Genomic DNA, 18,730 nt, shown 5'->3' on the forward strand with positions numbered 1-18,730 from the left:
ATTGATCGGACGGGCTTTTTCAGTTCGGCCCGGTTTCGCGCAATCCTCTGCCACGCAGGTCGCAAAGTCGGGAACCCTATTGCGTCAGCGCTTGAGCACCGACAGCGCGCGCTCCCGACTCGCCTTGAGATCGACGATAGGCGCAGGATAAGCCGTGCCTGATTTAAGGCTGGCCTTATTGAGGATTTCCGGATCGGCCGCCCAGGGCTTGTGAACCCATTTGTCGGGAACATCGCTGAGTTCGGGCACCCATTGGCGGACATAGTCACCGTGTGGATCGAACTTTTCACCCTGGGTTACGGGGTTGAATATCCTGAAATAGGGCGCCGCATCCGCACCGCTCCCCGCCACCCATTGCCAGCTTGCCGGATTGTTGGCCGGATCGGCATCGACCAGCGTGTCCCAGAACCAGTTTTCGCCCTTGCGCCAGTCGATCAGCAGGTTCTTGGTCAGAAGCGATGCCGTCAGCATCCGCACCCGATTGTGCATCCAGCCGGTCTGCCAGAGCTGGCGCATGCCCGCATCGACAATTGGGATGCCGGTCTGGCCCTTCTGCCAGGCTTTAAGGGCTTTGCTATCGCTGCGCCATTCGATCTCGTCGAACCGCTCCTGCATCGAATGGCGGGCAATGTCGTCGCGATGATAGAGCAGGTGATAGGAAAACTCCCGCCACGCCACCTCGGACAGAAACTTCTCGCCCGCGCTCGCCATCGACGGTTTTGAATCGATCAGATGCCGCACCGCGAACCATATCTGTCGCGGTCCGATTTCCCCGAACCGCAAATGCGGCGACATCCGCGAAGTGCCATCCTTGCGCGGCAGGTCGCGGTCATTGGGGTAGTCGGCGAGCAGGTCGTCGAGAAAATCGGACAAGACACGCTTTGCCGCGTCCTCTCCAATCGCCCAGCGCTCCAATATGCCTCCGGCCCAGGCGGGCCGTTTGCCGAAATCGAGGGCAGGGGCGCTGATCGCCTCATGCTTTTCGATCCGCCCGATCGGATCGGGGATCGGCTTTTCCCTCAGCGCGGTCCAGAACGGGGTGAAAACGCCATAGGGCGTACCCTGCTTGGTCGCAATATCCCAGGGCTCGACCAGAAGTGACGCGTTAAAGCTCGCCACTTCGGCACCATCCGCCCTGAGCGCTGTCTTTATCGCGGCATCATGCGTGCGACCGGCCGGATCGTACCGGCGGTTCCAATACACCCGTTCCGCCTTCGTCTCGCGAACCATTTCGGGGATGATTTTCCCGCTTTCGCCCTCGCGGAAGGAAAGCCGGACGCCGCGCTCTGCCAGAGCCCCGCTGAGCGCCGCAAGGCTCTCGTGCAGCCAAACCTTCGCCGCCCCGCCGAGCCCGCGCAGTTCCCGATCGGTCTCGAGCACATAGACCGCATGCACCGGGCCCTCGTGCCGGAGGGCCGCCGCGAGGGCTGGGTTGTCGGCAATGCGCAGATCGTTTCTGAGCCAAACCAATGTGGAACTGGCCATGAAAAAACTTTCTTTTCCGTCTGAAAGAGCAAGTCGAAAAATGCGCCGCTGGGGCTCATTTGGAATATTCGCGCCGTTCTCGTGCGATACGGGCAAAGCGCGCGCTCAGATCATCCCGCCATGCGTCCGGTGCAGTTGTCCGGGCCGCCATGCTGGAATATGTGTGCACTCGAAAACGTTCCGAACCGCTGGAATAAAACCATGTCCCTTGAGTCGACCCGCCTCACCCACCTCGCGCGTTTGGAGAGTGAGAGCATTGAGATATTCCGGGAGGTTGCTGCGAGTTTCGAGCGTCCTGTGATGATGTATTCGATCGGCAAGGATTCGTCGGTTTTGCTGCATCTGGCGCGCAAGGCGTTTTATCCTTCGCGCATTCCGTTTCCGCTCTTGCATGTCAATACGACCTGGAAGTTCAAGGAGATGATCGCGTTTCGCGACCGGATGGCCGCGCAATATGGCTTCGATCTGATCAGCCACACCAACCCCGATGGGCTGCGCGACAACATCAATCCGTTCGACCATGGCTCCTCGCGCTATACCGACATCATGAAGACCCAGGCGCTGCGTCAGGCGCTTACGGCCGGCCAGTACGATGCGGCGATCGGGGGGGCGCGGCGCGACGAGGAAAAGAGCCGCGCCAAGGAGCGGATTTTCTCGCACCGCAACGCGTCGCACGCCTGGGACCCCAAGAACCAGCGCCCCGAATTGTGGCGGGTGTTCAACACGCGGCTCAACCCGGGGGAATCGATGCGGGTGTTCCCGATTTCCAATTGGACCGAGCTTGATGTGTGGACCTATATCTATGCCGAAAACATCGAATTGCCCTCGCTGTACTTTGCCAAGAAGCGCCCCGTTGTCGAGCGGTCGGGCACGCTGATCATGGTCGATGACGAGCGCATGCCGCTCGAGCCGGGCGAGACGCCCAGGGAGATGATGGTGCGGTTTCGCACGCTGGGGTGCTACCCCTTGACCGGCGCCATTCAATCGTCTGCTGCAACGCTTCCCGAGATCATCATGGAGATGCAGGCCTCGCGGACCTCCGAGCGCGAGGGCCGGCTGATCGACAGCGATTCCCTCGGCTCGATGGAGAAGAAAAAGCAGGAAGGGTACTTTTGATGGAGCGTTCGCAGCAAAAGTGGGAACCGGTTTTGCGGTTCGCGAACGCGACCAGGCAAGAAGGCCCGCGTTCGCAGCAAAAGTGGGAACCGGTTTTGCGGTTCGCGAACGCGACCAGGCAAGAAGGCCGGCGTTCGCAGCAAAAGCATGTCCTCGGGCCCCGACCCGACGGATGGGAACCGGTTTTGCGGTTCGCGAACGCGACCAAGGGAGAACGATAATGTCAACGCTCGCTTCTGCACCTGCTTCCGCCCCGTCCGCCGATACCGATATCGGGCTCTGGCTGAGCCAGCAGACCGACAAGTCGCTGCTGCGCTTTCTGACCTGCGGCTCGGTCGATGACGGCAAATCCACGCTGATCGGGCGGCTGCTCTATGACAGCCAGTTGATCCTCGACGACCAGTTGGCCACATTGAAGTCCGACAGCCGCAACCGCCATGTGGGCGATGAGGGCATCGATTTCTCGCTGCTGGTCGACGGTCTGGTCGCCGAGCGCGAGCAGGGCATCACCATCGATGTGGCGTATCGGTTCTTTTCCACCGAAAAGCGCAAATTCATCGTCGCCGACACCCCCGGCCACGAGCAATACACAAGGAACATGGCGACCGGCGCCTCCAACGCCGATCTGGCGCTGCTTTTGGTCGATGCGCGAAAAGGGCTGTTGACCCAGACCCGCCGCCACAGCTTCATCCTGTCGCTGATCGGGGTCAAGCACGTGGTGCTGGTCATCAACAAGATCGACCTGATGGAGTATTCCCAGGAGGTCTTCGACACAATCGTTGCCGACTACACAGAATTTGCCAAAGACCTCGGCTTTGCCTCGCTGGCCGCCGTGCCCATCTCGGCGCTGCGCGGCGACAACATCGTCGAAAACTCCGAGCGCACCCCCTGGTACACCGGCACGCCCTTGCTGCCCTATCTCGAAGCGATCGTTGTCGACGAGGACAGGAGCAAGACCCCGTTCCGCTTTCCGGTGCAATGGGTCAACCGCCCCAATCTCGACTTCCGCGGCTTTTCGGGCACGATTGCCGGTGGCACCGTCTCGGTGGGCGATGAGGTGCTGGTCGCCGCCTCGCGCAAGCCGGCGAAAATCGTCCGCATCGTCACAATGGATGGCGATCTGCAAAGCGCCATCGCCGGGCAGGCGGTGACCCTTGTGCTCGACCGCGAGATCGACATCTCGCGCGGCGACATGCTCACCCATCCCGGCCACACCCCGGACTATTCCAACCAGTTCCAGGCCGAGATCGTCTGGATGGCCGACGAGCCCGCCTATCCCGGGCGCTCCTATCTTTTAAAGATCGGCAGCCAGCTCGTGCCCGCCACGCTCACCGATCTCAAGCACAAGACCAATGTCAACACGCTGGAAAAATCGGCCGCCAAGCGGCTCGAGCTCAACGAGGTCGGAACCCTGACCCTGGCCACCGACAAGCCCATCGCCTTTGACCCTTACCAGACCAACGGGCTGACCGGCGGGTTCATCCTGATCGACCGGATCAACAATCTGACGCTGGGCGCCGGCACCATCAGCTACGGGCTGCAGCGCGGCAAGAACCTCTCCTACCAGGCGTTCGACGTCAATCGCGAGGTGCGCGCGCTGCAAAAGGGCCAGACCCCGCAGATCGTGTGGTTCACCGGCCTGTCGGGTTCGGGCAAGTCCACAATCGCCAATCTGCTCGAAAAGCGCCTGACCGCCGAGGGCCGCCACGTCTATATTCTCGATGGCGACAACATCCGGCACGGTCTCAACAAGGATCTTGGCTTTACCGACGCCGCCCGCGTCGAAAACATCCGCCGCGTCGCCGAAGTGGCGCGCCTGATGGCCGATGCGGGGCTGATCGTTCTGGTCTCGTTCATCTCCCCCTTCCGCAACGAGCGGCGGCTCGCCCGCGAAGTGGCCGGCGATATCGCCTTTATCGAAGCCTATGTCGATACCCCCCTCGAAATCTGCGAACAGCGCGACCCCAAAGGCCTCTACGCCAAGGCCCGCGCCGGCCAGATCACCAACTTCACAGGCATCGACAGCCCCTTCGAACCCCCCGAACGCGCCGACATCACCCTCAACGGCGCAACAAAAACGCCAGAACAAATGACCGATGAAATCTACGAAATGATCGGCGCTTGAAGCGGCGTCCAACCTGCCAAACCCCTTAATCCCCCCGGACCAACGGGCCTGGCCTTAAAGGGACACCGGCCTTCTCCTCCTTCGCTTCCCCGGTGAAAACCGGGGTCCAGCAGCGCAGCCGCAGACTCCACCGCCAGGTGTTATGCGCATGGACCCCGGCGTTCACCGGGGCAGCGACGAAGAGGGAAAAGACCCGGAGCCCTTCACCCCCTTGGTCACCCCGGCCCTGAGCCGGGGTCCAGTACACTCGGCCTTTCGGTTTCGCCCGAACAGCGCCGTGCGCAAACGCTACCCGAACAGGTCGAGCGTCAGTTCCGGCTCGACTGCAGGCTTGGGCTTCGGGCGCGCTCGTGGTTTGATCGGCGGATGTTCAACGCTCTCGACCATCTCCGACTTTGCAGCCCCGGCAACCGGCACCAGCGGCGTCACCCAGTCCCGCAACGGTTCAAGCGCATCGGGAACCAGATCATAAATCCGCCGCTGCCTGTCCGCCCTCACGGTCACGACACCCGCATCGCGCAGCACTTTGAGATGCTGGGAAATGGCAGGCTGCGTCACGCCGGGAAACGCGGCGACAAAGGCGCCGGCCGGCAATTCGCCGCCAACCAGCATATCGATCATCCGGCGCCGCGTGGGATCGGCAACAACAGCGAAAATATCCATAAGCGCCGATTTATACACTCGAGCCCCGAGCGCAAGACCGCCCGGCGTTCGGGGGCGATGAACCTTGTGGAAATCTATTCGAGCAGTTCGGCCAGCTCGTTCAGCGCCTCGTGCCAGGCTTCGATCGAGAAAATCCGCGACTCGGCGTCTGCATGCGCCTCGGCAATTTCAACGATGGTGATTTCGGTCCGCGCTTGATCGACTGGCGCAAAGGTCACGATCAGCGTGCTGTCGTGCTCCGAACCCTCGCCCTCCATGTGCCAGAGCTCGACAAGCTTGCAATCCTGCTCGTAGCTGGCGATCGTGCCGCTGATGACATGGCTGACACCCGGTTCGTCGGCATCGGTGGTTTCGAAGCGGAATTTTCCGCCCTCGAACGGCTCGAACTCGACCTGTTCGGCCTGCCACTGCTCGAGCAGGGCAGGGTCGGTCCACGCAGCAAACAATTCGTCGGCGGGTGCGTCGATGGTGCGCGAAAGCGTGATCGAATGCTCGCCCTGGTCGCTCATGTCAGTCTCCCGTGTTGGGCAGCAATGCCGTCAACAGTCCCGCAAGTGGCAGGAAAGAGCAAAGCTGGAATACGAAAATGATGCTCGTGGCGTCGGCGACGACCCCGAGTACGGCTGCGCCCAGCGCGCCCATCCCGAAGGCAAACCCGAACATTATGCCGGCAATCATGCCGACCCGGCCCGGCAGCAATTCCTGGGCATAGACAAGGATGGCAGAGAATGCCGACGCCAGGATGAACCCGATGATCGCCGTTAGGACGATCGAAAGCTCAAGTCCCACATAGGGCAGGGCCAGCGTGAAGGGAAGGGGTCCTAGGATCGAAACCCAGATCACCACCTTGCGCCCCACCTTGTCGCCCACCGGCCCACCGATGAACGTGCCCGCCGCCGCGGCACCGAGAAAAACGAAAAGATAGAGCTGCGCCGAGGACGCTTCGAGGCCGAATTTCTCGATAAGGAAGAAGGCGTAAAAGCTGGTCATCGATGCCATATACACATTCTTGCTCAACACCAGCAGAGCCAGGATCGCGAAGGCACCGAGCAGTCCGGCTCGCGAAATCGATTTGTTTCGCACGGCAACCGGCTGCGGCTTCTGCATCCGGTTCTGTCCCGCATACCAGGTGCTGACCGCAAAGAGCACCGCAATCGCCGTCAGCGCCACGATGGCAAACCACGAAACGCTGCCCTGGCCGCGCGGGATTATGATGAAGGCCGCAAGAAGCGGCCCGATCGCCGTGCCCACATTGCCGCCGACCTGGAAAAGGGATTGGGCAAACCCCAGCCGGCCGCCCGAAGCCATGCGTGCAACACGAGAGGACTCTGGATGAAAGATAGACGATCCGACCCCGATCAGTGCGGCCGCCAGCAACAGCATGGGAAAGCTCGATGCCATCGAGAGCACAAGCAAACCGCTCAATGTCGAGCACATGGCGATCGGCAGCGAATAGGGCTTGGGATATTTGTCGGTGTAGTAGCCCACCAATGGCTGCAAGAGCGATGCGGTCATCTGGTTGACCAGCGTGATCAGCCCGATCTGAGTGAAATCGAGTGCGTAGATCTGGGCAAGAAGCGGATAGACCGCCGGCAGCAGCGCCTGCATCAGATCGTTGAGCAGATGGGAAAAACTGATGGCGAACAGGACCCAGAGGGACGTGGTCTGCCGTGCGGGCTGGTGCTCCGCAGTGGTGGCGGTCATGACAAAAATCCGGAAAAGAAACGGCGTGGTTTCCCACGCCGTTTTTGCTTTCATCTCCAGCGTTACGTCCGCTTCGACTTTTCGTCAAGCGAGATGGCGCTCGAGCGCGTCCAGCAAAATTGGCACGGTTTTGCGGTTCGGACGTGCGAAGAAGCAAGGACCTGGATAAAGTCCGCGATTCGAAGACCCCAAGGACCGTGCAAGCGCAAGGCGGATTTGATCTAGGAGTTGGACGGATTTTCGCTTCTGAGCTCCTCGGGCTCCGCGTGATGAACCTGCTCTTCGAGCGGCGGATCGTTGCGGGTCTTCCACAGCGAATAGGCAACGCCTGCGCCCAGGATCGAAACCGTCACGATCAGCGAGAGCAGCGTGTCGATGTGAATGTGCAGCGGCACGAGGAAGATTTTTATGCCCACCAGAACCAGAACGATGGCCAGCGCGGTCTGGAGATAGCGGAACCGCGCCATGGCCGCCGAGAGCGCGAAAAACAGCGCCCGCAACCCCAGGACGGCAAACACGTTCGAGGTATAGACGATGAACGGGTCCTGGGTGATCGCAAAGATCGCCGGCACCGAATCGACGGCAAAGATCACGTCGACGATTTCAACCATGAGCAGCGCCACGGCCAGCGGGGTCAGCCAGAGCACGAGCTTGCCGGTCTTGGGGTGCGGCTGTTCGACAAGGAACTTGTTGCCGTGGAACTGCGGCGTGATCCGGAAATGCCGGCGCAGGAATTTCAGGATCTTGTTGTTCTCGATGTCGTCGTCTTCCTCGACCTTGGTGAACATTTTCACGCCGGTAAAGATGAGGAATCCGCCGAAAAGGAACAGGATGGGCTCGAAAGAACGAACCAGCGCCACGCCCGCCCCGATCAGGATGGCCCGGAACAGCAACACCCCGATAATGCCCCAGAACAGCACGCGGTGCTGATAGACGCGGGGCACGCCAAGAAACGCGAAAATCGTCGCGATGACGAATATGTTGTCCATCGCGAGGCTCTGCTCGATGATATAGCCGGTGAAAAATTCCAGCCCGGCATCGGCGCCGCGCACCAGCCACACCCAGGCGCCGAACGCGATGGCGACGGCGACGTAAAAGCCGTAGAGAATAAAACTCTCCTTGGCGCTGATCTCCTTTTGCTCCTTATGCAGGAAGCCGAGATCGAAGACCATGATCGCAACAACGATCACGATGAAAGCAACCCAGAACCAGGCAGGTGTATCCAGGAACGGGGTCGATAGAAATAAAGCGAGATTTTCCATCGCCGGGACCTTCTCCATGTAACTCGTGGAGCAGTTCCGACATCACGTAGCGATCAAGGGCGCTACGCCAGAGGGGCCCGGCACTGCGCGGCGAGATATACGCTCTTTCGGGTGCGGATAAAAGGGGGGCGATGCCCCCCTGTTTGAACTCACTCCGCCGCCGGCGGAACACCATCCAGCGCGTCGGCCAGAAGCGGGGCGAACGTCTCGGCGACATATTCGATCGAGAGCGGCGTCTGGAACCATAGCGCGGCCGAAAGCGGGCCTGCCGGATCGGGCCAGACCGAGCGGCCTTCACGCGCCAGGCGCAGGCCCTGATAGACCGGCATGGCCTCGATTTCCGCACGCATGCCCTCGGGCCAGATCACCACATCGAGGTCGATCAGCGCGAGGTCCTCGAGGCTGAGATGGATCCACCCGGTTTCGTCCGCCAGGGCGTCGAGGTTTTCCGGGAACACAAGGCCAAGGCTTTCGAGGAACCGCGAGGTGGGCAGTTCGGCGCTCCAGAGCGCAATCTGCCCGTCGCGCAGCGCCGCCATCGTGGCGGTTCTGCCAGCGAATTCGGGGTGAGCGTCCGCTACGGCGTCCAGCCGCGCCTCAGTCGCCGCGATCACGTCCTCGGCCAATTGCGTGCCCCCCGAGGTCGCCCGGTCGATCTGGCGCAACTGTTCCTGCCAGGGCGTCCCCCATAAAGGATATTCGGCCGGTTGGATCACGACCGGAGCGATCTGGGATAGCCTTCGATAGGCATCCTCGCCTATATCGGCAAAGATCGCCACGATCACGTCAGGGTCCTGCGCCAGAACCCATTCATAGTCCAGCTCGCGCCCGCCCACCGACGGTTCGGCGCCCAGCGCAGCGCGTTCATCCTCGGCCCAAGGCCATGTGGCAAACGGTTGTTCGCCCCACCACTCGGTCACACCGACCGGAGCCAGCCCCAGCGCATAGACGAAATCATGATCGTTCAGCCCCAGCGTCACGATTCTTTGCGGCTGGGCCGGGATGGTCGTCTCGCCGTAAAGGTGGTCCACCGTCACGGGAAACCCGTCCTGGGCCACGGCGGCACCGCACATGAGCACTGCCAGTCCTGCGGCGGCCAATGCCGCCATTGTTCTCAAATTCATCGAAACTATCCGCCTGTTGAAAAAAAACGTGCGGAGTCAGAGGCCGTGCTTTTCCAGTGTAGCGATATATTCGTCCATGACCGTCTCGCGGTCGCGCCCGGAATCCCAGCCCGCGTCGATCTGCGCCTTGATCGCCGGGTCCAGAGCGTCCCACTTGGCTTCCCATTCCTCGGCGTTGGCGATCCAGTACCCGACCAGCTCGTAGCGCTCGGGAGGAAAGCCCAATTCCTTGCGCACGAATTTGCGGATGGCCCGAACCACCTTTTGTTCGCCCGCCACCCACACATAACCGGGGGTTGCGGGCAGGGGAACGCCGCGCACGATGTCCTCGAGCCGGCTGGGCGCAACCCCGTTGCCGCACCCGTGCAGCCACGTCGCCGTCGCCGCGGCGTGATAGGGCAGGATCTGCTCGTCATCCTTTTGCGCCACCTCCACGAACACCCGCGACTGCACATGTTCGGGCGTCTGTTCGAGAATGCGCGACAGCGCGGGCAGCCCCGTCGCGTCGGCGACGAGCAATTGCCACGCATAGTCCTTGGGCGGGCTGTAGAGCCCGCGCGGACGGTTGATGGTTATGCGATCGCCGGGCTCGGCCTTCTGGGCCCATTCGCTCGCCAGTCCGCCCTTATGCACCACAAAGTCGATATCGATTGTGACGTCCTCGCCCTCCTGCGCGAACCGCCGCACCGTATAGGTCGAACACCGCACAGCGTCCTGCCCGTCCGGATAGGTCCAGCGGCCGTCTTCGGAAATATGGGGGAGATGGAGTTTGCCGGTTTCCGGGTCGGGAAAGAACAGACGCAGATATTCGTCACCCACGCCCGTCGTCCGGAACGGCCTGAGTCCCTCGCCGCCGAATGTCAGCCGCACCATCCCCGGCGTCAGCGCCTGACGGGCAAGCAGCGTCACATCGTAAAACATCTGACTCATCGCGCGCTCCAACCGGTGGATATATCGCGCAACGGCATAGTTTATCTTGATAACAACAGTCAAGAATTTAAGCGCAACAATCCCCGCACCGCGCGCAATCGCGCAGCAGGACAACATCCGTAGCGAAAGGAAGAAAAGTGGCTCCCCGGGCCGGATTCGAACCAGCGACCAACCGGTTAACAGCCGGTTGCTCTACCACTGAGCTACCGGGGAACGCGTAGCCTGCTCGGCAGGTGGCGATCATCTAGCCAATTTGATGCCGCTTGCCAACCCCCCATTTGTCCATTCATCGCTCCGGTTGCCCGAGCCGGCGGGAAAGGGCGAGCAGGTCGCCGCAGGTGTTGACCCCGGCAAAGGGGTTTTGCGCGTGGGTTTGTGCATAATCGAGCCGCCGCACTCCCAATGCGGCCTGAACGCTCCGGATACTGGGGCCGCGCGGGGCAGGGGCTATGGTTTCCAGATGGGAGATGAGCGGTCCGGGGCGCCAGAGGGCATTGGTCGGATAGTCGCGCTCGCCGAACGCGCTGACCACGCAATGGTGGCCGCCCGTCAGCAGGTCCGCGGCCCGCCGGGCAAAATCGTCCGGCCAGAACGGAGTGTCCACCGAAACCGACAGCATAAGGGAATCACGCGCATTCGCGCGCACCCACAGCGCGCCCGCCAGCAGGCCCGCCGTCGGCCCGGCAATCCCGTTTTCGGCATCTGCCAGGCACACCCGCCCGGGCACGGCGCTGAATGCTTTCGGGCCGCTGGAGATGACGATGGCGCTGCATTGCGCCTCGAGCGCGCCCGATACCCAATCGATCAGCGCCCGATTGCCGAGCCGGAGATCGGCCTTGCGCACGCCGCCCAGCCGTCGCCCCTCGCCGCCGGCCAGAATCACTCCCACGATCGTCATCAATGGCGTCCCGCAATCAAGGCACTCCCCAATGAGCCATAACCTTGGCCCCAATATTGCGAAAAGTGAGGATCGGACCCGCATACGGCCTTGCCTAACGCCCCCGAACTACAATAGAACCCCGCTCCAGAGGCCTCGTGGCGGAGTGGTGACGCAGCGGATTGCAAATCCGTCCACACCGGTTCGATTCCGGTCGAGGCCTCCACTTTCCCTCCAGCGTTGATGGTTCCACCGGCCCGGGCTGTCACTGGCGCGATCCGGTCGTGACGAACTTCAAATCGTCGGCCACCGCCTGCCAGTAATGCGCCGTCGAAAATTCCAGCCGCGTGACCGATTTGTAGTCGGCGGCGAAATAAACCGGACCATAGGCCGAAAGCGCAAACGCGTCGTCATGGACAAGCGTGTCGCCGCGCCATGCGCGAATGCGCAATGTTTCGCCCTCCGCACCGCTCCAGGCGACGCCGAAATACCCGCCAGGAAAATCGAACGGGGCGTCGCCGGCGATCGCCGTGGGGTGGCCCGAACTCGTATAGGCGACAAATTCGCCCGACATCATTGTATTGATATAGCCCTCGCCCTCATAGAACCGGCCATGGGTCGCAACCCAGTTTTCCCAGCGCAGCCCGCCATACCCGTTGGGGACTTTCATCAACTGGTCGCCCACGAAAAGGTCGTCGAAACCGAGCGTCACAACTTCACCGTCCAGCCGCGCTTCGTCCGACCATTCGAGCGGCAGGACGACGGGTATCCGGTCCACCTCCACCTCCTGCTGACCCACGGTCCAGCGGCCCGGCGTGACCGCCAGGCGAAATGCGCCGTCATCGCCGGAAAGGGCAGGGACCGTCTCGCCATCCGGCCCCCTGGCCGTCACCGCCTCCTGCGTTTCGGCCTGCTGCCCCCGGATTTCGGGGATCGGCGCAAGCCCCACCGGCACGGGCAGATGCGCGGCGACGATGTCGCCCGGCGCCCCCACCAGCATCGACATGGCAATGTCCTGCTCGCCGTTTTCCGTCGTTATGGTCCAGCCGGGCGGCGGGACGACGCGGAAAGTGTGTACTCCGGCCGCAGTGATATGGGCATCGGCCTGAGCAAGTGAGGTATTGAAATTGGCGTAGCCGCCAATGTTGGTGCGCACCATTTTGGTGTCACCCGATGGCGTCACCAATTCCACGGCGACATCGACAAGGACACGATCGCCAAGGTCATAGGTGCCGCTCTCGTTCATGTCCCGGAACACGAACGATGAAATGTTCATCGAGCCGCCATTGGGACCGGCCCATTCGCGTGGCTGGTAATAGTCTCCCTCCTGCGCATGCACGGGCAGCGCGCCGGGCAACAGGCAAACCGGAAGAAAAAAGAGTCGCCTGATCCACCTATGCACCATGTTGCCTGCCTTTGCCTTTTAATATGCCTTGTCGGCTCACCGAACGGGGCCGAAAGCTGCCGAACTTGCTCCCCGGGGTCAACCGGCGAGCGCCGGCGGAACTTGCCTTGCCGTTGCGCGTTTTGAAAGGCCCGCACGCCGAGACCGAAAAATGAAAACGACGATACCCCACCTCGCCCACCACGGATCCTCCCTGGCGCCGTCCCGGGGGCGGGCGATTCTTGCCTTTATGCATGGCGCCATATTGCTCGCCGGAATCGTAGGGATCGGCGCGGCGCTTCTGCTGCTCACCCTTGTGTCCTGGCCGATAAGGGTGCTGCGCCGCCACCTCTTGCGTAGGCAGTAAGCCCGGGGAGGAGTAGCGCGAACCGCCCCGTGCTAGGCTTGAGCCGATCCATCGGCCGGACGGGTGGAACCCCATGCCGCCGCCCGTTCGCCCAGCTTGCGGAATTTTTTCGAGGCGCCGTCGATGCGATCGACCCATTCGGGGTCCGGAACCTGCCCCTCTATGGTCTTGAAATAGACCTGCAACATGGCCGCGATGGCAAAGGGCTCGATGACCGCCGCCTTGACGGCCCAGGCAAAGACCAGTGCAAAGATAAATCCTCCAGCCGACCAGCCGCCCGGAATCAGGTACGCCACGGCGGCGGCAGGCGCCAGCATCACGAGAAAGACCACAAATGCCAGCCCATAGGTAAAGACCGTCAGCCAGGCGGCATTCTTGAGCATGGTCTTGTAGTTCTGGCCGTACAGCACCAGCGCCGTCTGCGCCGAGGCCCAGGGGTTGGTCGTGCGGGTGCGGATCGAATAGGCGAGAATCACCTCGTCGATCAGCCCCACGGCGATCCTGAGGAAGGCTTTGACGATTCCCATGATGTTCCGAAGGCCGGGAATGGGCAGGATCGAAGCGATGCCCTGGACGATGCCCATGATCGCACCGATCACCCCTCGCACCAATTGGTCGATGGCAAACAGGACGCTGGCTTCCGCGAACCGCTCCTTGACCACGCCACTCGCATGCTCGATTTGTCCGCGCCCCTCGGGAATCGAATTGCCGTCGATCAGTTCGACAAGAACGGCAATGTGCCCGGCCTTGACGATGTAGAGAATGTATTCGCGCAGGAAATAGAGAACGCCCGCCGTCAGCGCGAACCCGATCGCGCCGCCCCAGAAGGTCGATGTCATCTGGAAGTCCGGTTCACCGAACGCACCGACGCCCCAACCAATTCCGGCCCCTGCGCCTGTCACCAGGACATACGCCAGGGCAATGCCGAAATAGACGATCATCCGGAAAATGACGAAGGGCAATGTCCTGCCCACAAGTCCGATTGAACGGCCGATTGAAAAATCCCACATCGTGCTGCGTCCCCCTCTGTGCCCCTGGCGCGGCAAGCTGCCGCATCCCGCGGACCATAAAACCTTCAAAGCAGGGCTGGCTAGTCCCCTTTGCGGTTGCGACGGCCAGCGCCCTTGCCCGCGTTCGAAGTGTTGCAACGTCGAGGATCGCCCCCTTCCGCCTTCGGCGCTCCGGTGACGGCAGAGCTCATGTGGTGCATGACGCGCGCTTTGCGGTCGATGGGAAGTGCGCTTGGGTGGGCGAGGCGGCGTCGAGCCAGGATGGTCTCCGCCGCTCAAGAGCCCCCGATTGGCGTCCGTTCCGTCTGAAAGGCCGATCCGTCGGCGCTTGAGCGGAACATGGTCAGCGTGCCAGACCACAAAAGGCGTACGGGCTCTTCCGTGTCGTTCGACCAGCAATGGCTGCGATTGCCGCGAAAGTGCAGGCTGTCGCCGGGCCCGACGACGGTTTCCTCGTCTTCGATGCGCAACGTCAACGCGCCGTCGAGCACATAAACGATTTCTTCGCCCTCATGATTTGCCACTTCCGAGCGGTAACCCGGAGCTATGGTTATAAGAAAGGACGACAGGACGTTGCCCGGAAACTCGGCATGCAGCCTTTCGTAGGAAATCAGCGAATCGTTGACCGAGAAACGCATGCGCTCGCCCTTCCGGGTCAATGCGTCCTGCGCGCTGGGCGTGGCTATGAAATAATCCACCCCCACACCCAATGCGCGCGCGATCGAGGCCAGTGTCGAAAGGGAAGGGGATGCCTGATCGCGCTCGACCTGGCTCAGATATCCCACCGATACGCCCGATTGCGTGCCGAGTGTCTGGAGTGTCATGCGCAGCGAATGACGCCGCGCGCGGATCAGGGCGCCGACCTTTGCCGCCTGCAGACTGTTGGCGATTCCCTCGGCGCGGTTCATTGCTTTCCCCTTTTAGGCAAGAGGTGAACTTTATCCAGTTAGGCAGATTTGACCAACCCATAACGATCGGGAGCCGGTTTGGTCCGTGGTGCCGAGCGGGACCGTTCGGGAAACGTCAATATTTACCGTTGGTTAACCGCAAATACGTGGCATTTGAGCAACATTGAGTGCTTGCCCTATTCCTGCCACGAGGAGGCCCCACTTCGTCCGCACTCGGAAACGACATTCCGGCCCATCGCATTGGTGCGGAACCCCGTACGGCGCAGTTGTGGCAGCAGGGCAACACTCCCGGCCCTGACTTCGGATTGCCGCTCTCGGATCGGAACCAGTGCACACCGGCACCCATTAGTTGCACACCAGCCGGTATAAAGGAGAATACATATGAACTCGCTCAAGACAGTGGCTCTCGCTGCATTTTTGTCCACGACCGCCCTTGGCGGTGCCTTCGCTGCTGACGCCATTGGCGTTCCGGCTCCCGCCGTTCCTGCTGCTCCCGTCTATGACGCCGGCAGCGGTTTCGACTGGAACGGCTTTTATGCCGGTGCCAGCGCTGGCGCTGCAAATGACATCGACGCTGGTGAAACCGATTGGACCCTTGGGGCCCAGGCCGGTGTGAACTCCCAGTTCGATTTCTTCCTGGTCGGTGCCGAAGTTGCCCTTGAAGGTGTCTTCGACGATCCGGACATGTACGCTTACGGTTCGGCTCTGGCCCGTGGTGGTGTCCTGGTTACCGAAGAGCTGCTCGCCTACGGTGCTGTCGGTTACGGCACGGACTTCGACGCCGCAAACGGCACTGGCGACCACATCCTTGCTGGTGGTGGTCTCGAATTTGCCGCGACCGACGACGTTTCGATCCGCGGCCAGTACCTCTATGGCTGGGATCAGTCGGGCGATGCGACCTCGAGCGACATCCACAAGTTCCAGATCGGTGCGAACTTCCACTTCTGATCGATCCGATCGGATACCAGTCGCGAACGGCCCCGCTGCATGGCGGGGCCGTTTTTGTATACGATTTCGTAAGGTTACCCAATTGCCTGTGCCAGAAAGGCAACAGCACGCGGATTTGATGGCGATATTGTGCCGGTGCATGGGTCTGAATGCGCAAAAGGGATTGGAATTGGGCAAAGATTGGGCAATATAGAGTCCGAACAACCCCCGTGCTGTGAGGTACTACAATGTCCATGCTCAAAACGTCGCTGCTTGCCGCAGCCGCAACTCTCGCAATCGCTTCGGCTGCCCAGGCCGCCGATCCGGTTATGCCCGCTCCCGTCATGCCGGTCGCCCCGGTTGTCGATCCCGTCTTCGATTGGTCCGGCTTCTATGCCGGTGTTCGCGTCGGCGGCCAGAACGACACGGTCGATACCGACTGGCTCGTCGGTGGTGAACTCGGCGTCAACGCACAGTGGGACATGTTCGTCCTCGGTGCCGAAGCCGCTGTTGATGCCGTCTTCGGCACGCCCGATACCTATGCCTACGGTGAAATCACCACCCGCGCCGGTGTCGCGTTCTCCGAAGTCCTGCTGTACGGCACCGTCGGTTACGGTTCCGACTTCGATGCCGCTGGTGGTCCTGGCGATCACATCCTGGCCGGTGTCGGTGTTGAATTTGCCGCCACTGACAGCGTGTCGGTCGACGGCCGTTATGTCTATGGTTGGGAACAGTCGGGTGCCGTTGGCGCCAACGACATCCACAAGTTCACCATCGGCGCGAACTTCCACTTCTAGGATCGGGGCGCGGCCGGTTCGGCCGCGCGCTCAACCCTGGAGATCAGTGTGGCCGCATTCGGCCGCATGGCTGGCAAGGCGGGGGCAGCGTCAGCCAATATCAGATCTCGAAAAAGCGGTCCGGCATTTGCCGGGCCGTTTTTTTTGGTGCCAATGTTGGGCAATTTGAGGGGGCAACATCGCTCAAGTCCATAGATTTTGGCGCCATTGTTGCCCACGATTCTGCGGCGGGGCAGGGGTGCAATTTTAGTAAAGTCTTATCCATGTCGATAAGCTTTGCTTGAGGCTCGCGCGGTCACCGCAATAATGGCGTCAATTAACCTTAATGGAGTGACGCCGATGTCTTTCGCTGTTCGCATGGCGGCCGTTCTCATTGCCGGCACGGCCCTTGCCGGTCATGCAAATGCCCAGGATTACGGGCCCTACGGCCTGACCGGAACGGGCTATGGCTTTGATTGGAATGGCTTTTATGCTGGTGTTTACGGCGGCGGCGTTCCCTTCGGCACGACGTCGTGGAACACCGGCATCTTCTCGGGCGTCAACGTAACCATCGACACCGCCGTCGTCGGCGTCGAGGCCCAGTTGGGCGCCGATTTCGCTGGCAGCAACTCCATAGACGCCCTGGTTCTGGGCAAGGGCGGCGTCTCGCTCGGCGAAGCCCTCGTCTATGCCACCGGCGGCCCCGGCATCGTCTCCGGCGATTTCGGCTACGCCCTTGGCGGCGGCGCGGAGTACGGTTTCACCGACTATATGAGCGTCCGAGGCGAAATCCTGGGTACAGGCGCCTGGGGCTCGATGCCCTCCGACATGCGGGTCACTGCCGGTCTGGCCTTCCATCTCTGAACCGAGGGCGCCCGACGCCGCCGGTCTCGTAAAAGTGTTCGGTTCAAGCCGGTGCCCGCTGACGGGCGCTGGCCGCCCGCGCTTGCCCGTTCAGCCGGTCCCGGCGGGGCAGGCGCCCGTGTATTAAAACATGAATAGAACAGTCAGTTTTATCTCCCCTTGAAACCACTTGGGGGCTGGGTTAAGCCCTCTGCCAAGACAGGGGCTCGGATAGCCGCGAGTCCTTTCGCTCGGCTCCCAACCGGGCTCTATTGAAGGCTTGGCTGTCAATGAACGAACTGCTCAGCGCTTATCTGCCGATCTTGATTTTTGTGGGGCTCGCCGCCGTTATCGGACTGGCGCTTCTGGTCGCTCCCTTCCTCATCGCCGTGAAGCGCCCCGACCCCGAAAAGGTCTCCGCCTACGAATGTGGTTTCGTCGCCTTTGACGACGCGCGCATGAAGTTTGATGTGCGCTTCTATCTCGTTGCGATTCTGTTCATCATCTTCGATCTTGAAGTGGCGTTCCTTTTCCCCTGGGCCGTGGCGTTCGGGGAAGTCGGCTGGTATGGCTTCTGGTCGATGATGATTTTCTTGGGGGTTCTCACCGTCGGCTTTATCTATGAATGGCGCAAAGGTGCTCTGGAATGGGATTGAGCGACAACAATACTTTGGTTGCACCCCGGCCGCGCGGCGTTATCGACCCTGCGACCAGCCTGCCTGTCGGCGCGACCGATCCGTACTACGTCGAAATCAACAACGAGCTCGCCGATAAGGGCTTTCTCGTTACCTCGACAGATGAACTCATCAACTGGGCCCGCACCGGCTCGCTGATGTGGATGACCTTCGGCCTGGCCTGTTGCGCTGTGGAAATGATGCAGATGTCGATGCCGCGCTACGATTGCGAGCGCTTCGGCTTCGCCCCACGTGCATCCCCGCGCCAGTCGGACGTGATGATCGTTGCAGGCACGCTGACCAACAAGATGGCTCCGGCACTGCGCAAGGTCTACGACCAGATGCCCGAGCCGCGCTACGTCATTTCAATGGGTAGCTGCGCCAATGGTGGCGGCTATTATCACTATTCCTATTCGGTGGTTCGTGGTTGCGACCGCGTAGTGCCGGTCGATATCTACGTCCCCGGCTGCCCGCCGACCGCCGAAGCACTGCTTTATGGCGTGCTGCTTCTGCAAAAGAAGATCCGGCGCACCGGAACCATCGAGCGATAAGGCC

At 61.5% G+C, this 18,730-nt stretch carries 18 protein-coding genes and 2 tRNA genes; 8 read left to right on the forward strand and 12 right to left on the reverse strand.

Translation table 11 applies throughout. The annotated features are described in order from the left end of the window. Nucleotides 1–84: 84 nt before the first annotated feature. Nucleotides 85–1,485, reverse strand: coding sequence for a cryptochrome/photolyase family protein (locus tag KKY_RS06215; RefSeq protein ID WP_014130466.1), 1,401 nt, complete (start codon nucleotides 1,483–1,485; stop codon nucleotides 85–87). 201 nt (nucleotides 1,486–1,686) lie between these two features. On the opposite strand from KKY_RS06215, the gene cysD reads away from it, so the two are divergent. Both cysD and cysN read left to right on the forward strand, forming a co-directional pair. Next, nucleotides 1,687–2,601 carry a sulfate adenylyltransferase subunit CysD gene (cysD, locus tag KKY_RS06220; protein ID WP_014130468.1) on the forward strand — a complete coding sequence of 305 codons (915 nt, stop codon included), beginning with the start codon at nucleotides 1,687–1,689 and terminating at the stop codon, nucleotides 2,599–2,601. A gap of 220 nt (nucleotides 2,602–2,821) precedes the next feature. Beyond that, a complete protein-coding gene (gene cysN, locus KKY_RS06230; protein WP_041528619.1) occupies nucleotides 2,822–4,726 on the forward strand; it encodes a sulfate adenylyltransferase subunit CysN in 1,905 nt (634 codons plus the stop codon). A gap of 288 nt (nucleotides 4,727–5,014) precedes the next feature. Here the strand turns inward: cysN and KKY_RS19940 are convergent, their stop codons facing one another. From KKY_RS19940 to mobA, 8 genes are all read right to left on the reverse strand, one after another. After that, nucleotides 5,015–5,389, reverse strand: coding sequence for an ArsR/SmtB family transcription factor (locus KKY_RS19940; RefSeq protein ID WP_083823981.1), 375 nt, complete (start codon nucleotides 5,387–5,389; stop codon nucleotides 5,015–5,017). Nucleotides 5,390–5,463: 74 nt separating this feature from the next. Next, a complete protein-coding gene (locus KKY_RS06240) occupies nucleotides 5,464–5,898 on the reverse strand; it encodes an SRPBCC family protein (RefSeq protein WP_014130471.1) in 435 nt (144 codons plus the stop codon). 1 nt (nucleotide 5,899) lies between these two features. After that, nucleotides 5,900–7,093, reverse strand: coding sequence for an MFS transporter (locus KKY_RS06245; RefSeq protein ID WP_041529169.1), 1,194 nt, complete (start codon nucleotides 7,091–7,093; stop codon nucleotides 5,900–5,902). Nucleotides 7,094–7,314: 221 nt separating this feature from the next. Continuing rightward, nucleotides 7,315–8,355 (reverse strand): TerC family protein, encoded by a 1,041-nt coding sequence (locus tag KKY_RS06250; RefSeq protein ID WP_014130474.1) that lies wholly within the window; start codon nucleotides 8,353–8,355, stop codon nucleotides 7,315–7,317. A gap of 149 nt (nucleotides 8,356–8,504) precedes the next feature. Next, nucleotides 8,505–9,479, reverse strand: coding sequence for an ABC transporter substrate-binding protein (locus tag KKY_RS06255; RefSeq protein ID WP_014130475.1), 975 nt, complete (start codon nucleotides 9,477–9,479; stop codon nucleotides 8,505–8,507). 36 nt (nucleotides 9,480–9,515) lie between these two features. Further along, nucleotides 9,516–10,409, reverse strand: coding sequence for a siderophore-interacting protein (locus KKY_RS06260; RefSeq protein WP_014130476.1), 894 nt, complete (start codon nucleotides 10,407–10,409; stop codon nucleotides 9,516–9,518). Nucleotides 10,410–10,547: 138 nt separating this feature from the next. Then, a tRNA-Asn gene (locus tag KKY_RS06265) sits at nucleotides 10,548–10,622 on the reverse strand. Nucleotides 10,623–10,695: 73 nt separating this feature from the next. Then, on the reverse strand, nucleotides 10,696–11,307 hold the full coding sequence (gene mobA, locus KKY_RS19500) for a molybdenum cofactor guanylyltransferase (protein WP_014130477.1): 612 nt from the start codon (nucleotides 11,305–11,307) through the stop codon (nucleotides 10,696–10,698). Between the two features lie 131 nt (nucleotides 11,308–11,438). Between mobA and KKY_RS06275 the strand changes: the two genes are divergently transcribed. Continuing rightward, nucleotides 11,439–11,512 (forward strand) — tRNA-Cys (locus tag KKY_RS06275). Nucleotides 11,513–11,551: 39 nt separating this feature from the next. Here KKY_RS06275 and KKY_RS06280 read toward each other — a convergent pair. From KKY_RS06280 to KKY_RS06295, 3 genes are all read right to left on the reverse strand, one after another. After that, the gene (locus tag KKY_RS06280; RefSeq protein ID WP_139305179.1) at nucleotides 11,552–12,643 is read right to left on the reverse strand and encodes a hypothetical protein; all 1,092 of its coding nucleotides are present in this window, start codon (nucleotides 12,641–12,643) and stop codon (nucleotides 11,552–11,554) included. A 426-nt stretch (nucleotides 12,644–13,069) separates the two neighbouring features. Beyond that, nucleotides 13,070–14,047 (reverse strand): hypothetical protein, encoded by a 978-nt coding sequence (locus tag KKY_RS06290; RefSeq protein WP_014130481.1) that lies wholly within the window; start codon nucleotides 14,045–14,047, stop codon nucleotides 13,070–13,072. Between the two features lie 275 nt (nucleotides 14,048–14,322). Beyond that, nucleotides 14,323–14,955 carry a helix-turn-helix domain-containing protein gene (locus tag KKY_RS06295; protein ID WP_014130482.1) on the reverse strand — a complete coding sequence of 211 codons (633 nt, stop codon included), beginning with the start codon at nucleotides 14,953–14,955 and terminating at the stop codon, nucleotides 14,323–14,325. Between the two features lie 381 nt (nucleotides 14,956–15,336). On the opposite strand from KKY_RS06295, the gene KKY_RS06300 reads away from it, so the two are divergent. The 5 genes from KKY_RS06300 to KKY_RS06325 all read left to right on the forward strand — a co-directional run bounded on the left by KKY_RS06300 (nucleotide 15,337) and on the right by KKY_RS06325 (nucleotide 18,726). Then, nucleotides 15,337–15,903, forward strand: coding sequence for an outer membrane protein (locus KKY_RS06300; RefSeq protein WP_014130483.1), 567 nt, complete (start codon nucleotides 15,337–15,339; stop codon nucleotides 15,901–15,903). Nucleotides 15,904–16,130: 227 nt separating this feature from the next. After that, nucleotides 16,131–16,679: an outer membrane protein gene (locus KKY_RS06305; RefSeq protein ID WP_014130484.1), complete on the forward strand. Its 549-nt coding sequence runs from the start codon at nucleotides 16,131–16,133 to the stop codon at nucleotides 16,677–16,679. 339 nt (nucleotides 16,680–17,018) lie between these two features. Beyond that, on the forward strand, nucleotides 17,019–17,522 hold the full coding sequence (locus KKY_RS06315) for an outer membrane protein (protein WP_014130485.1): 504 nt from the start codon (nucleotides 17,019–17,021) through the stop codon (nucleotides 17,520–17,522). 269 nt (nucleotides 17,523–17,791) lie between these two features. Beyond that, entirely contained in the window at nucleotides 17,792–18,157 is a 366-nt protein-coding gene (locus KKY_RS06320) for an NADH-quinone oxidoreductase subunit A (RefSeq protein WP_014130486.1), read from the forward strand. After that, nucleotides 18,148–18,726 (forward strand): NuoB/complex I 20 kDa subunit family protein, encoded by a 579-nt coding sequence (locus KKY_RS06325; protein WP_014130487.1) that lies wholly within the window; start codon nucleotides 18,148–18,150, stop codon nucleotides 18,724–18,726. The genes KKY_RS06320 and KKY_RS06325 overlap by 10 nt, the downstream gene beginning before the upstream one ends. Nucleotides 18,727–18,730: the final 4 nt, after the last annotated feature.

It is taken from the genome of Pelagibacterium halotolerans B2 (genome assembly GCF_000230555.1).
GTDB lineage: Bacteria > Pseudomonadota > Alphaproteobacteria > Rhizobiales > Devosiaceae > Pelagibacterium > Pelagibacterium halotolerans.